This is a genomic window from Murimonas intestini, assembly GCF_024622195.1.
In the GTDB taxonomy this organism is placed as follows: domain Bacteria; phylum Bacillota; class Clostridia; order Lachnospirales; family Lachnospiraceae; genus Murimonas; species Murimonas intestini.
On record NZ_JANKBI010000027.1, the window covers coordinates 1 to 14,070 of the forward strand.

At 43.9% G+C, this 14,070-nt stretch carries 14 protein-coding genes; 1 reads left to right on the forward strand and 13 read right to left on the reverse strand.

Annotated elements, in window-relative coordinates; genetic code table 11:
* Positions 1 to 296 precede the first annotated feature (296 nt).
* The 9 genes from NSB28_RS23695 to NSB28_RS23735 form a co-directional block, all read right to left on the reverse strand.
* Positions 297 to 515: a (2Fe-2S)-binding protein gene (locus NSB28_RS23695; RefSeq protein ID WP_109748847.1), complete on the reverse strand. Its 219-nt coding sequence runs from the start codon at positions 513 to 515 to the stop codon at positions 297 to 299.
* A 28-nt stretch (positions 516 to 543) separates the two neighbouring features.
* A complete protein-coding gene (locus NSB28_RS23700) occupies positions 544 to 2,067 on the reverse strand; it encodes a sensor histidine kinase (RefSeq protein WP_109748848.1) in 1,524 nt (507 codons plus the stop codon).
* A gap of 14 nt (positions 2,068 to 2,081) precedes the next feature.
* Positions 2,082 to 2,759 carry a response regulator transcription factor gene (locus NSB28_RS23705; protein WP_109748846.1) on the reverse strand — a complete coding sequence of 226 codons (678 nt, stop codon included), beginning with the start codon at positions 2,757 to 2,759 and terminating at the stop codon, positions 2,082 to 2,084.
* 46 nt (positions 2,760 to 2,805) lie between these two features.
* Positions 2,806 to 3,498: a GTP pyrophosphokinase gene (locus NSB28_RS23710; RefSeq protein WP_109748845.1), complete on the reverse strand. Its 693-nt coding sequence runs from the start codon at positions 3,496 to 3,498 to the stop codon at positions 2,806 to 2,808.
* Between the two features lie 8 nt (positions 3,499 to 3,506).
* Positions 3,507 to 4,328 (reverse strand): glycerophosphodiester phosphodiesterase family protein, encoded by an 822-nt coding sequence (locus tag NSB28_RS23715; protein WP_109748844.1) that lies wholly within the window; start codon positions 4,326 to 4,328, stop codon positions 3,507 to 3,509.
* Positions 4,329 to 4,345: 17 nt separating this feature from the next.
* Positions 4,346 to 5,617 (reverse strand): MFS transporter, encoded by a 1,272-nt coding sequence (locus NSB28_RS23720; RefSeq protein WP_109748843.1) that lies wholly within the window; start codon positions 5,615 to 5,617, stop codon positions 4,346 to 4,348.
* A 33-nt stretch (positions 5,618 to 5,650) separates the two neighbouring features.
* On the reverse strand, positions 5,651 to 7,231 hold the full coding sequence (locus NSB28_RS23725; RefSeq protein ID WP_109748842.1) for an amidohydrolase: 1,581 nt from the start codon (positions 7,229 to 7,231) through the stop codon (positions 5,651 to 5,653).
* Between the two features lie 182 nt (positions 7,232 to 7,413).
* Positions 7,414 to 7,647, reverse strand: coding sequence for a hypothetical protein (locus NSB28_RS23730; RefSeq protein ID WP_109748841.1), 234 nt, complete (start codon positions 7,645 to 7,647; stop codon positions 7,414 to 7,416).
* 144 nt (positions 7,648 to 7,791) lie between these two features.
* On the reverse strand, positions 7,792 to 8,661 hold the full coding sequence (locus tag NSB28_RS23735) for a DNA-3-methyladenine glycosylase family protein (RefSeq protein ID WP_109748840.1): 870 nt from the start codon (positions 8,659 to 8,661) through the stop codon (positions 7,792 to 7,794).
* 155 nt (positions 8,662 to 8,816) lie between these two features.
* On the opposite strand from NSB28_RS23735, the gene NSB28_RS23740 reads away from it, so the two are divergent.
* Positions 8,817 to 9,572, forward strand: a complete 756-nt coding sequence (locus tag NSB28_RS23740; RefSeq protein ID WP_109748839.1) for a hypothetical protein — start codon at positions 8,817 to 8,819, stop codon at positions 9,570 to 9,572.
* Here NSB28_RS23740 and NSB28_RS23745 read toward each other — a convergent pair.
* From NSB28_RS23745 to glnA, 4 genes are all read right to left on the reverse strand, one after another.
* Positions 9,556 to 10,773, reverse strand: a complete 1,218-nt coding sequence (locus NSB28_RS23745; protein WP_109748838.1) for an LL-diaminopimelate aminotransferase — start codon at positions 10,771 to 10,773, stop codon at positions 9,556 to 9,558. The two genes, NSB28_RS23740 and NSB28_RS23745, sit on opposite strands and share 17 nt — an antisense overlap.
* A complete protein-coding gene (dapF, locus tag NSB28_RS23750; protein ID WP_109748837.1) occupies positions 10,761 to 11,600 on the reverse strand; it encodes a diaminopimelate epimerase in 840 nt (279 codons plus the stop codon). The genes NSB28_RS23745 and dapF overlap by 13 nt, the downstream gene beginning before the upstream one ends.
* Positions 11,601 to 11,703: 103 nt before the next feature.
* Positions 11,704 to 12,252: an ANTAR domain-containing response regulator gene (locus NSB28_RS23755; protein ID WP_109748836.1), complete on the reverse strand. Its 549-nt coding sequence runs from the start codon at positions 12,250 to 12,252 to the stop codon at positions 11,704 to 11,706.
* 90 nt (positions 12,253 to 12,342) lie between these two features.
* Complete coding sequence (gene glnA / locus NSB28_RS23760) at positions 12,343 to 13,671, reverse strand: type I glutamate--ammonia ligase (RefSeq protein WP_109748835.1); 1,329 nt, start codon at positions 13,669 to 13,671, stop codon at positions 12,343 to 12,345.
* Between the last annotated feature and the right edge of the window lie 399 nt (positions 13,672 to 14,070).

Genomic DNA, 14,070 nt, shown 5'->3' on the forward strand with positions numbered 1-14,070 from the left:
CTTCCGTTCCATCTGTTCTTGAATTTTCTCTTGAATTTTCAAGGTTGTCTCACTATTCAATTATCAAGGTTCTTTGTGTTTCTCTATTTTGTTTCTTTGTTGTTGTCTCTCTGACAGCTTTTATATTTTATCGCATCTTTCGATGTTTGTCAACAACTTTTTTAACTTTTTTTATTTCTCTTTTTGTTTGTGTCGCCCTCGCTTCAGGCGACTTTGATATAATATCATCTGTCCCGACAAATGTCAACAACTTTTTTCATTTTTTTCGGGCGGCCATATGGCCGCCTAGTTACTATTCACACGTCACTGTCCCGCAAGGCGTTTTCGTGCGTATTTTGCTCTTCTGCAAAGCCTTCAATCAAAAACTCTGCCATGTCCCTGCACTTGATGCACTGCCTGCCAATGTGCAGCATCTGCTGAACATCCTCAAATGTCCTTGCCCCGCTCTGCACAGCTTTTTCTATCTGTCCGGCCGTTACACCATTGCAGGCACATATAACTGTATTACTGTTCATTTTAACTGCTCCTTTTGGTAACTGTCCATTACCACTCCTTTTCTTGCTGTTCGGAAACAGAATTTGCTGTCTCATCTGCTTCCAGCTCAAACCAGAATTCCACACCATTATCATAATTTATGACTCCGCATTTCTGATTCATGGAATCCATGATCGCCTTTACAATAGAAAGCCCAATGCCGCTTCCTCCGTACTCCCTTGTCCTGGCTTTATCTACTTTATAGAATTTGATCCAGATCTTGTCAAGATCCTCCCTGGGAATCGGAAGACCTGTGTTGAATACAGTTACCCTAACCTTTTTTTCAGACAGAAGTTTATTGATTTTAATTTCTATCACCATATCTCCAGCCACATGGTTCAGGGCATTGCTGATATAATTAGTCACAACCTCCTCAATCTTGAACTCATCTGCCCAGACATCTATACTTCCAGTATTCGTAAATATAATTCGCGCTCCTTTTTGCTGGGCAAGAAGGGAAGCTGATTGGATCACTCCCTGTACAAGCGCAGATATATCAAACCTTTCCATTATAACTGCGTCATTTCCAAATTCCAGCTGATTCAGAGTCAGAAGTTTCTTAACCATATTGTTCATCTTAGAAGCTTCATCCATGATTACTTCACAATAAAAGTTCCGGCTCTCCTCATCATCATTGATGCCTTCCTTCAGACCTTCCGCATACCCCTGGATCAGCGCAATAGGTGTCTTCAATTCATGAGATACATTGGAAAGGAAATCTTTCCTCATTTCATCTATCTGGATTTTTTTCTCGATGTCATTCTGGAGTTCATTATTAGCAGTCTTCAGCTCTGAAAATGTTTTTTCCAAGACTTCAGACATCATGTTGAAATTTTCCCCCAGCTGCCCTATCTCATTCTTTCCTCCGCTTGTATACTTTGCGTCAAAATCCAGATCAGCCATTTTCTTTGACAGGTCTGTCAGTTCAGACAAAGGCTTGGCTATCTTCTTAGACAGCCACCAGATGACAAGCGCGCACAGCAGCATGACAAATATACTGATATAAGCAAGAAATTCATTCGATATCCTGACACTTTCACGTATGCTTTCAATCGGTATCCTCATCATAAAATAATCCCCTGATGCAAGTGTTCCCCAGCTTTCCAGATAGTCAGAAGCTGTGTTCGGATCTGTTATCTTCTGCACCACATAGCCGTCGCCTACTTTTAATACATCAGATTTAGTAGTATCAATACCCATGAAATACCCGAACAGCCTTCCGGCCATTATGCCTGCTTCCCCCTCTGAATAGAAGTTTCTGTACATTTTCTTATATTGATTATTCACGATCAGCAGCAGGATGCTGTTCTCACCGCAGGATACCCTGACCTTTTCTCCGAATGACTCTCCCTCGTAGTCATCGGTAAGACTGGCCTCGCTGAGTATACTATACGTATCTATAAGAAGCTTTTCTTTCTTAACTATATAATAGCTCTCCATAAAGAAGTTATTTATCATCCAGGTTGATAACAGCACTATTGCCATCAATCCGGTAAAAATGCCTATCAGCTGTGTTTTAATGGAATATTTCATGCCTTCACCCCGTGTCATTCCACTTCGAACTTGTATCCCATTCCCCAAATGGTCTTGATATAGTCAGCATCTTTGCCCAGTTTGCTTCTCAGTTTTTTGACGTGTGTATCGATCGTCCTTGCATCTCCAAAGTAATCATAATTCCACACGCTGTTTAATATCTTCTCACGTGACAGTGCAATCCCCTGGTTCTCCATAAAATAAGCCAGAAGTTCAAATTCCTTATAACTCAGCTCTATGGCGCCGCCATTGACAAGTACCTGATGTGCTGCCTTATTCAGCTGAATTGTTCCGGCAGTCATTATATCCTCCGTAGATATTGCATTACTTCTGCGCAGTATGGCTTCCACTCTCGCAACCAGTATCTTCGGGCTGAAGGGCTTCGATATGTATTCATCCACACCCAGCTCAAATCCCAGCAATTCATCTCTCTCATCACTCTTGGCAGTGAGCATGATAATAGGGACTTTGGAATGCTGGCGTACTTCCCGGCATACCTGCCACCCATCCATCTTGGGCATCATTACATCAAGGATAATAAGAGCAATATCTTTTGCCCGGAAAAAAATATCAATAGCCTCTTCCCCGTCACCTGCCTCTATAACATCAAAGTCCTTTTTAACAAGAAAATCTTTTACGAGTTTTCGCATTCTGCTCTCGTCATCCACAACCAGTACTTTTAATTTATCCATCACTCTTTACCTCCACTGTTCATTCTGGCACCAGTATAGCAGTAAATTATGTTAGTTCTGTGAAAACTCCTATTTTTTCACGGATACTCTGCATCTGTATATCCGTTTTGGCTATAGTCTCCGCACACTGCCTGAGCTCTTCACCGATCGCTTCGCTGTCCTCTATATCGTGCAGATCTTTCTTATAGCGGAGCTGGTGTTCCAGACTGGCCCAGAAATCCATGGCGATTGTCCTTATCTGTACTTCCACCTTCATCTTCTTTTTTCCCTCTGAAAAAAATACCGGTATCTCTACTATCAAATGAAGACTTCTGTAGCCATTTGGCTTAGGATGGCGTATATAATCTTTGACCTCCAGAAGCTTGATATCATCCTGTTTTGCAAGCCATCTTGCCACATCATAGATATCATCTATAAAGCAGCAGATGACTCTCACACCCGCCACATCGTTCAGATTATTCTGAACAGACTCAATGCTTACCTCAAATCCTCTTTGTTCCAGCTTTTTCGCAATGCTTACTGGCTTTTTCACTCTTGTCTTAATAAATTCAATAGGGTTTCTGTTATATCTCACCGAAAGCTCATCATTAAGCACTTCCAGCTTAGTCCTTACCTCCCTTATCGCACAGGAATAGACCATCATAAGCTCCTCAAATTTTTTGGCCTGTGAAAAAAGGGGTGCCGCAGAATCAGGCAGCAGCCTGTTCTGTAAATATCTAGTCTCTTTCTCCAAAATCATTTCCTCCGTCAGTCTTTTGGTATAAATCCTTCAAAAATAAATAAATCAAACTTCTCTCTGCTCTTATCCAGCTGCTCCTGGCTTTTGACTGTCCATGCAACAGACAGGCAATGATAAAACTTCCTGCACAGCCTTCTTGCAGCCACGCTCTCATACTGCCAGTTATACGCTATAAAATCTGGCTTTGTCCAGAAATCTGTAAGAAGATTCTGAACCAGCCACATAAAAAAATTCGTATTTCCTTCCTTTCCAAAATGGCTGGACAGCTGCCCTCTTATTACCCCGGGCCTGTTTTTTTTGTACCATCTCACAGCAAAGGGATGAAATGATTCCACACAGTATTTTCCACTGTAGGCTCTCAAAAGCTCATCTGCGATCTCACATACCCTGCAGCTTGTACTTTCCATCTTAATTTCAACAATGATCGGCACCCTGCCGTCAACAAGATTCAGCACATCCTGAAACAGAGGGATATGCTCCCCTGAATCAAACAGATTGAATTTTTTCAGTTCCTCATAGGTATAGTCGCTTACCTTCCCCTCAGCCCCACAGTTCCTCTTCAGTGAAAAATCATGGCAGACTACAGGAAGCTCATCCTTTGTCAGCTGAACATCAAGTTCTATGCCATATCCATTTTCCACCGCATTTTTAAACGCTGCCATAGAATTTTCAGGAGCCTCTGACTTATTGTCATGCAGCCCCCTGTGGGCATAATACTGCCCATAGAGCATGCTGTAATCCGGCCTTCCCTTTATTCTTGGCATAATTGCAATAAAATATAAGATAACTGCCAGCAAAATAACTCCTGCTGCGATCCACACTGCTGTCATATGTATTCCTCCAAATTTTAATCATCTACATCAAAATTTTCTAAAGCGCTTGCCTTTTTCTCCGGCTTTGAATCCCCATGCTTCACCATGGACATGGTAAAAAACGCCAGCACAGAAAAAATACAGGCATACGGGAATAATGTCCTGTAAGATATATGCTGCAGGAAAAATCCTGACAGGACAGGCGTTACGATCTGGGCTGCCATAGAAAACGTATAATATAACCCTGTATATTTACCGATATCGCTGCCTTTGCACATTTCAACCACCATAGGCAGAGAATTTACACTGATAGCTGCCCAGCCTACCCCAATCAGGGCAAACCCAATATTGATCACAGGATGATAGACCGTAAAAAATGCCGCTCCCAGATAACATGCCGTCATCATAACGATCCCTATCAGAATACTTTTCTTTCGCCCTATATGGCTGGATACAATGCCGATAGGAATATAACTGAGTATGGCAGCAACAGTAGCTACCATGAGACAGTTGGCAAACCCGCCGCCTTCCAGCTTCCAGACAGTTGTGGCATATCTTGAAAAAGCTGTCGTGACAGCATTATAAGCTGTAAACCACAGAAAGATAGAAGCCAGAAGGAAAATGAGGCTCTTTTTAACATCAGAGGGCAGTTTTCCTCCTGTTGCTTCATATTCCTCATCCTCCTGGGGATACTTCTCTGCAATCTCCGCTGCAACCTTCTTCTCCTTAACAGTAATAACAAGCAGAACCACTGCTGCCGCCATCAGAAATGCAACCCCTGCAAACACAGGCAAATAACTGGGCCGTTCACCTTTTCCCACAAGAGTGCTGATCAGGATCAGAGAATAGATCCCTCCAACCGCCCCCATCAGATTGATGACGGCATTTGCCTTGCTCCTGAGAGGTTTTGGAGTAAGGTCAGGCATCAGGGCTACGGACGGTGAGCGGTACAGGCCCATAGACAGCAGCGTAACTCCCAGCGCCACTGCGAAAAGCCCAAAGCTCACTTTATAATCCGCCAGAGGCAGCAGCATCATGGAACACACTGCCGCAGCTGTTCCTCCTATTATAAAAGGCATCCTCTTGCCCAGCCTGGTGTCCACCTTATCAGAGAGAGTCCCCAGCAGCGGCAGCAAAAATACAGCAAGTACATTGTCAGCCGCCATGATAGTTCCTGTCAGCGTTTCCTTCAAATGAAAGGTGTTTTGAAGAATCAGCGGTATAATACTGTCATACATCTGCCAGAAAGCGCTTATAGACATAAAAGCCAGCCCGATAAAAAAAGTTCTTTTGTAATCTAATTTCATACTGTTTCCCCCTTGTGCGTTGTTTGACCGCACCTATGCTTTTTTCCAGATACTCTTTCCTTCCTTGATTGTCTCTAAAACAGCAATATCTCTGATTTCCATGGGTTCTGCCTTAACAGGATTTTTGTCCAGGATCACAAAATCAGCATATTTGCCTGTGCGGATGCTTCCTTTTACATCCTCCTCGAAATACTGGTAAGCCGCGTTGACCGTCACAGCTTTCAAAGCGTCCAGCACTCCGATACGTTCTTCACTCCCCAGGATAACACCGTTTTTTGTAATCCTGTTGACTGCACACCAGACCGTCTCCAGCATGTCCGCATTTATTACAGGCGCATCTTGATGGAATGTAAAAATCAAACCATCCTTCAACGCTGTTCCAGCCATGCTGATCCTGTCAGCCCGCTCTTTTCCAAAGCTCTCTATGTGGATATCTCCCCAGTACCAGATGTGTGCTATAAAAAATGATGGTATCATAGAAAGCCGGCCAGCCTGCTCCATCTGCCCTTCGTCCATAAGCTGGGCGTGGATAATCACCGGACGGGCGTCATATCTGCCTTCTGACTCAGCCACCTTCTTATATACACGGATGAACTGTTCACTTGCCGCATCTCCATTGCAGTGGACAATGATCTGTCTCCTCTGCCTGTAAGCCATACGTATTTTATCCTCCAGTTCTTTATCCGTATAGACAGGGTACCCTTTTTCACCATTTTTTCCATTTAGATATGGTTTTTTCATCCACGCTGTATGACCCTGAGGCGAACCATCCAGCATGATCTTATATCCGCCCATTTTAAAATGTCTGTTATATTTGCCAAAACAGGAAGCAAATTCTTCAACCAGCTTTTCAGGCTTTCTGATGTCCGCGTAAGCTACCACATCCAGTTTCAGAATATCCTTTTCCAGCAAATATGCATACAGGCCTCCCATCTGCTCCATCATCATGCCTTCCTGGACAGTGGTGATCCCATAGCTGGCATATTTATCCTGGGCTTTCAGATAGGCATTCATCAGGCTGTCCATTGAGGGCATGGGCAGCATCTGCTGGTATTTTACAAAGGCTGTCTCTTCCATATATCCTGTGAGCCTTCCGCCGCTTGTGCCAATCACCCCACCCGGAGGGCATTCCGTGTCCTCATCCACTCCTATGCCGGCAAGCCCCCGGGAATTGAAGACCCCCATGTGGCCTGACTGATGACTTATCACCAGCGGATTGTCTGGAGCCGCCTCATCAAGCAGCACTCTGTCAGGATGCTTTTTTTCACTAAGCCGGTTATGGTCATATCCTCTTGCCTGTATCCACTCGCCTGGCTTTATCTTGTTCTGTATGATAAAATCCTGTATCTTTTCCCTGATTTCTTCAAAGCTTGAGGCATCATCAAGAGACACCTGAAGCATGGCGGTAGCATAACCGGTGAAATGGCTGTGGGGATCGATAAATGCCGGCATCATTGTTCTGCCCTGCAGATCTATCAGCTTAGCATCCTCTTTCATCCAGTCTTCCAGCTTTCCGACAGCCAGGATCCGTCCGTCTTCTTCCAGTACAGCTTCAGCGTACAGTTCCTTCTCCATCGTCAGTATATCACCGTTAAAGTACAGTTTTCTGCCCATATATGTCCTCCTTTTTTGTCCGGCGTACCGCGGCCGCTTAATAAAACCATAGCACAGGACTGTCTAAAAAACAAGGCTGGTATTCCCTATGTCAAAAAAAATACCGGCTTTTCTGAAATACCAAATATGATATTCCACGAAAGCCGGTACAAACGCCCATATTCTGGCAGTCTTTCCTCATTTCAGGCTATACTGCTCTCAGATGACGGTCCGAGAAGAAACTGTTCTACTTCATCAAAGCTTCTTTCTGAAGCCATCATCATATCATAAAGTTTTCCGATTTCCTCTTCTCTTTTCTGGTTTTCCAGATTTTCTTTCTGCTCCAGCAGATCCTCCAGTTTTTTCTGCGCTTTTTCTATCTGCGCATCCAGCATCTCTATCTGTGTATCAATACTCCTTCTCTGACCTCTTGCCATGCCAAACCTCCTGATATTATTAATTTAAATTTCGTAACTGTGAAGGTACTGAACAGTTATCCTATTATATTTTATGGCGGCATGTCCATAAATATGCAGAATATCAAAAATTTTCCTATATGCAATTTCAGGCCAGCCCGCAGATCACTCTCTGGCTGCTGCAGATTCAAGCGCCCCGCTCTCCCCTGCCAGATCATAATAAAACAGATACTGCTGCATGATGCCTGCACATCCATTATATTTCTCTAAAGGAAATCCGCTTCTGTAATGCTCCCTTTCTATCTTCTTCATATGTGTATCCATTGGAAACGCCTCTACACAGTGCAGCCCAAAGAGGCAGACACAATCAGCCACTTTTCTTCCTATCCCCTTGATCTGAAGAAGCTTTGAAACAGCGCCTTCATACCCTTCCTCCAGCAGCCATCCGGCTGCCTGGCGGCTGTCACTAAAGCCCTGCTCCATCCACCAGAGGGAAACTGCCTCTATGTACTTATCCCTGTATCCCAGTCCCAGCCCTTCAAGCCCAGCAGTTTTAGCTGCTGCAAGTATTTTAGGCTCAGGGAACGCATACGCCCTTCGGATTTGTCCGTCAATCCCTCTTCCTATTATCTCTTCGCCGTATTTTTCACAGATTGCTTCTATATTTTTACGGATCCTAGGAATATTATTATTCTGGCTGATAATAAAACTTACCAGCATTTCCCACAATTCCTGCCTTAATATCCTTATTCCGCTGCCAAACCGGATAGCCTCCTGCAGATATGTATCTGAACTGTCAGCAGTCTCCTTGATCCTGCCATAGTCTGTTCCCATATCAAAATACTCTGCCCAGACATTTTTAAATTCATCTTCGCCGCAGGAAAAAACAAATACATCCCCCTTCTGCACAGCCTCCATATATTTTCCATAAGCTGTAATGGAAATCCTTCCATTCCCGGCATCCTTCCATCTAAAACACTGTCCTGATCCCATGATCTGATCCAGATTAAAATCTTCTATTTTTAATTCATACATTTAATGCCTCCTCTATGCAGCCTGCATGCAGGCTTCTATCTCAAATGTATTTACTGCTCATTATAACATTGATCCATCTGATTGGGAATAAATAACTCCTTTTCTGGAAATGCTTAATATTGTTTTAATATTAAGTACCTGAAAAGGAGTTTCTTATGCCTTCGAGAACACGTTTATTCCTCAACGCCGAAGCTATTCTCTATATAGTTATACTTATTAATATGCAGAGAGCTTTCCTTCCCCTGCCAGTGTCCCCGCTTTTATGCCTGGCTTCCATTTTTTTATGCTTTCTCTATGCATTATCCTGGCTTCTCGAATCAGACATATTTCACGAAGGCTGCTTTTTTCTAAATGCCGCTTTACTGTTTTCTCTGTGCGCAGATTACTTTCTGATTTTTACGGATTTTTATATAGCCGGCATCCTTCTTTTCTGCCTTGCCCAGCTGAGTTATTTCCTGCTTCTGAAACGCAGGATCTCATCTGCCCTGCGGTATGCTTTCCTTTTCCTGCTCCCTGTCTTTATAATAAACGTCTTTTACCCTCTGCCTGTAGACGCAGAACTGCTGCTCTCTCTCATTTATGTCAGCCTTCTGTCAGGAAATATCCGCAGCGCTTTTAAAAAAAACTCGCCCTGGATGGCTATGGGGCTCATCCTGCTTCTGTTATGCGATCTGCATGTAGGAATTTTTAACCTGGCAGACTATATACCGGCCCTTGCATCCGCATTGTCCGGCTGGATAAAAAACTCCACCTTCCTCATATGGATGTTCTATATCCCTGCACAGGTATCACTCAGCCTGATGTCCTCCTCAGCATCCATAAAAAATTTCAAAAAAGTAAAATCAGGCGCCGGCGGTTCAGATGACCTTCTGCCCGGAAAGCCCGAGGATACTATTACCCAAGCTTTTTAATTCTCTCGATCGCCTCAATTGTATTCTCATGGCTTCCAAATGCAGTCAGCCTGAAATAGCCTTCTCCGCTGGGACCAAATCCTGCTCCCGGCGTGCCAACAACACCGGCTTTAAAGAGCAGATGATCAAAAAATTCCCATGAAGTCATACTGCCCGGAGTCTTCAGCCAGATATAAGGAGCGTTAACGCCTCCTGAAACACTGTAACCTGCTTTTTTCAGCCCTTCCAGGATGATCTTGGCATTCTTCATATAATAGGCAACCTGCTCTTTTAACTGGGTTTTCCCTGCGTCAGAGTATACGGCCTCCCCGGCGCGCTGAACAATATAGGGCGCTCCGTTGTATTTTGTCCCGTGCCGTCTGGCCCACAGGTCATGGAGCGGGACATCCCCCGCTTTCAGATCCCTGGGCACTACAGTGAAGCCCAGACGCACGCCCGTAAAACCTGCATTTTTTGAAAAACTGCGCAATTCTATAGCACAGGTTCTGGCTCCCTCACATTCATAAATTGAATGAGGCACATCCTTTTCTGAAATGTAGGCCTCATATGCCGCATCATAAATAATGACAGCTCCGGTCCTGTTGGCATAGTCCACCCATGCCTGAAGGCCTGACTTCGTTATAGTGGAACCCGTTGGATTATTAGGAAAGCACAGATAAATAATATCAGGCGCCGCTTCCGGCAGCTCCGGAACAAACCCATTTTCCTGCGTACAAGGCATATAAATAACATCGCTCCACATCTCTTTCACAGAATCATATGTCCCGGTACGGCCTGCCATCACATTCGTATCTACATACACCGGGTAGACAGGGTCACAGACTGCTATCTTATTATCAATGCTGAATATTTCCTGAATATTTCCCGAATCACATTTTGCCCCATCTGACACAAAGATCTCATCCGGCTGTATATCACATCCTCTCTGCGCATAATCGTTGACGGCAATTGCCTTCCTTAAAAATTCGTATCCCAAATCCGGCGCATATCCATGGAAAGTTGCAGAGTCTCCCATCTCATCCACAGCATTGTGAAGCGCTTCAATAACTGCAGGTGCAAGGGGCTGCGTCACATCCCCGATACCCAGCCTAATGATTTTTCTGTCAGGATTCTTCTCCTGATAAGCCGCTACTTTTTTTCCGATTGTAGAAAAGAGGTAGCTTCCCGGAAGTTTTAAATAATTTTCATTTATTTTAAACATGTAATCTCTCCTTCAAAAACTATTTCTGCAGGTCCTGTCATATATACGAGATTTTCTTTTTTATCCCAGCGTATCTTAAGATCGCCCCCCAGAAGCTTTACAGTTACTTCATCTTTTGTATATCCATTCAATATTGAAGCCACGGCAGATGCACATGCACCTGTTCCGCAGGCCAGAGTCTCTCCTGAACCTCTCTCCCACACCCGCATCTCAATGGTATTTTCATCTATCACATGTACAAATTCCGTGTTGACCCTGTCCGGAAAGAATGGATGATTTTCAAATAAAGGCCCCGTCCTCTCTATCTGTACCTTCTTCACATCTTCTACGTATACTACCGCATGGGGATTCCCCATGGAAACACACGTCATATGATATAACTCACCGTCTATCTCAATAGGCTCGCCGATTATCTCCATGGAATTTGATACGGCAGGGATCTTCTCCGCCTTCAGCACTGGAGCTCCCATATTTACCTGGGCCAGCTCTGCTCTGCCGTCTGCAGTAGTAAGCTTAATAAATTTTATTCCGCTCTTTGTCTCAATACTGATCTCTGTCTTATCTGTCATTCCTTTATCATACACATATTTTGCAACACAGCGGATACCGTTTCCGCACATGGCTCCCTGTGACCCGTCCGCATTGTACATATCCATCATAAAATCAGCTTTATCTGAAGGTTTTATTAGTATAAGTCCATCCGACCCGATTCCAAAATGCCGGTTGCTGACCCGGATGGCTGTCTCTCCCGGATCTTCCACTGTTTCCTCAAAGCAGTTGACATATACGTAGTCATTCCCTATTCCCTGCATCTTGGTAAATTTCATATAGCTCCTCCTCATATATTTATAATAGAACAGCCGTAACTGTTCAGCACCTTCACAGTTATATGCACAAGCCTGCTGTATAGTTACGAACAGTTACATAGTTTTAGAACTTCATCAGGCTGAATACCATCCTGGCAGTTTCAAGCAGGTTGCGGCCGCTGTCCATACTGCATTTCTGAATATACCGGTGTGCTTCCTCCTCTGTCATGTTATTTCTCTCCATCAGCAGCTTCTTTGCACTGTCGATCACTTTTTTCTCTTCCTCGCTGCGTCCTTTTGGCTTCAGCTTTGCCTTTTTTCTGCTCCGAAGCAGATTCCCTGCCATCATTTCCAGGGTGTTCACAAAGTCATGTACCTTCAGCGGAAGCTCCAGGCAGACAATATCATTATCTCTGCAGTCGCAGAGTACATGGGCGGATGCCACCAGCAGCATCTCAAAACGCGGAGGGAGGCAGTCAGCTAATTCTGAATAAAGCATGTCGGAAAACTTGTATCCGCAGACAACGATACCGTCATCCAGGCCGTCTATAATCTGAAGGGCCTGAGCTCCGCTGGTGCATATGCCGGCTACATCATAGCCGCTGCGCATCAGAAGATTCCGTATATTCCTGGCATCTTCCTGCCTTGGAAAGACAACCACAATGCTTACCACCTGAACACCTCCCGTATAAATATTTATTAACTGTTCAGTAACTTCTCAGTCACATACACATATCCGTTTAAAATAACTTTTGGCTGCAGATCAGATCCTGTACAGGTACTGCTGGGTCTCCCACTCAGAAACCTGCTGGGAGTACTGTGCCCATTCTTCTTTTTTAGCACGGGTATATGCTTCAAACATACGCTCTCCTAAAACCTGGCGTATCAGCCCGTCCTTTTCCATCTCCTCAACAGCTTTTGAAAGGTTGTCAGGAAGAGTCTGAATACCTTCCTTTACTCTCTCCTCAGCAGTCATAGCAAAAATATTTTTATCTATTCCCGCCGGAGGAGTTATTTTATTCCTGATGCCGTCCATTCCGGCCGCCAGGCAGACTGCAAGGACAAGATACGGATTGCTGGCAGAATCTGGACATCGCAGTTCTATCCTTGTGCTTTCTTCACGGCCCGATGGTATCCTGATCAGAGGACTTCTGTTCACAGCTGACCACGCAATATAGACAGGAGCCTCGTATCCCGGAACAAGTCTCTTATAAGAATTAACAAGAGGATTTGTAATTGCCGTCATCCCTTTAATATGCTTCATCAGCCCGCCAATAAAATAATATGCTTCCTGGCTGAGTCCAAGAGGATCTTTTTCATCATAAAATACATTTTTCCCATTTTTTGAGAGGGACATATTAGTGTGCATCCCCGACCCATTGATCCCTGATTTTGGCTTTGGCATAAAAGTAGCATGGAGGCCATGACGTTTTGCTATTGTCTTCACAGCCAGCTTAAAGGTCATAATGTTATCTGCCGTATCAAGAGCCTCATTATATCTGAAATCAATTTCATGCTGTGCCGGAGCCGTCTCGTGGTAAGAGGCTTCTACTTCAAATCCCATTTCTTCCAGGGTAAGCACCATGTCACGCCTCGCATTCTCTCCCAGATCCATTGGTCCTAAATCAAAATAACCGGCTTTCTCATGAGTAATGGTTGTCGGCTGGCCATTATCATCTGTGTGATACAGGAAAAATTCACATTCAGGTCCCACATCAAAGGTGTATCCCATATCTGCCGCTTCTTTTATCACTTTTTTCAAAATAAATCTTGGATCTCCTTCAAAGGATTCCCCATTTGACCGGTGAATATCACAGATCATACGAGCCACCTTTCCCTGCTGCGGTCTCCATGGAAAGATAGCCATTGTATCCAGGTCAGGATACAGGTACATATCTGCTTCACCCAATCCGTCAAATCCTTCAATAGAAGAGCCGTCAAACATGCACTTGTTATCAAGAGCCTTTTCCAGCTGGCTAAAGGTAATTGCCATATTTTTCAGGTTGCCGAACATATCCGTAAACTGGAGTCTGATAAATTCCACATCTTCTTCCTCCGCCAGACGCATAATGTCCTGTTTCGTATACTTCATATAGTTTTCCTCCTAATACAAAGAACAAAAGCATGCCTCACACACTAAAGTTCCTATTTTTTTACGCATCATCTGCTCCGCACACACAGCTGCGCTTCCCGCATACAGCTGCGCATTCTCCGGTAGTTTTAATTCCACAGGGAGCAAATTTTCCAATGAAATTAAAAATGGGCGTTCTTATGCTACTAAGAACGCCCTTGCTCTAACAGAGATATTAACAGGGAAATTTTAATTTGTCAATACTGTTATCTTTTAAATTCTTTTAATTCTTTTTAATTTTATTTATTCTTTCATCCCATATTTTAATCCAGGTTTTGAATATCCCTGTTTACTGCGTGACCTATCTCATTCATATTACTATATATTTATACAGCAATGAATGTTTATGTATCACAGCAC

Bases quoted from the DNA above. Each gene is read 5' to 3' on its own strand.
- NSB28_RS23695 (WP_109748847.1), bottom strand. From the start codon at position 515: ATGAACAGTAATACAGTTATATGTGCCTGCAATGGTGTAACGGCCGGA.
- NSB28_RS23700 (WP_109748848.1), bottom strand. From the start codon at position 2,067: ATGAAATATTCCATTAAAACACAGCTGATAGGCATTTTTACCGGATTG.
- NSB28_RS23705 (WP_109748846.1), bottom strand. From the start codon at position 2,759: ATGGATAAATTAAAAGTACTGGTTGTGGATGACGAGAGCAGAATGCGA.
- NSB28_RS23710 (WP_109748845.1), bottom strand. From the start codon at position 3,498: ATGATTTTGGAGAAAGAGACTAGATATTTACAGAACAGGCTGCTGCCT.
- NSB28_RS23715 (WP_109748844.1), bottom strand. From the start codon at position 4,328: ATGACAGCAGTGTGGATCGCAGCAGGAGTTATTTTGCTGGCAGTTATC.
- NSB28_RS23720 (WP_109748843.1), bottom strand. From the start codon at position 5,617: ATGAAATTAGATTACAAAAGAACTTTTTTTATCGGGCTGGCTTTTATG.
- NSB28_RS23725 (WP_109748842.1), bottom strand. From the start codon at position 7,231: ATGGGCAGAAAACTGTACTTTAACGGTGATATACTGACGATGGAGAAG.
- NSB28_RS23730 (WP_109748841.1), bottom strand. From the start codon at position 7,647: ATGGCAAGAGGTCAGAGAAGGAGTATTGATACACAGATAGAGATGCTG.
- NSB28_RS23735 (WP_109748840.1), bottom strand. From the start codon at position 8,661: ATGTATGAATTAAAAATAGAAGATTTTAATCTGGATCAGATCATGGGA.
- NSB28_RS23740 (WP_109748839.1), top strand. From the start codon at position 8,817: ATGCCTTCGAGAACACGTTTATTCCTCAACGCCGAAGCTATTCTCTAT.
- NSB28_RS23745 (WP_109748838.1), bottom strand. From the start codon at position 10,773: ATGTTTAAAATAAATGAAAATTATTTAAAACTTCCGGGAAGCTACCTC.
- dapF (WP_109748837.1), bottom strand. From the start codon at position 11,600: ATGAAATTTACCAAGATGCAGGGAATAGGGAATGACTACGTATATGTC.
- glnA (WP_109748835.1), bottom strand. From the start codon at position 13,671: ATGAAGTATACGAAACAGGACATTATGCGTCTGGCGGAGGAAGAAGAT.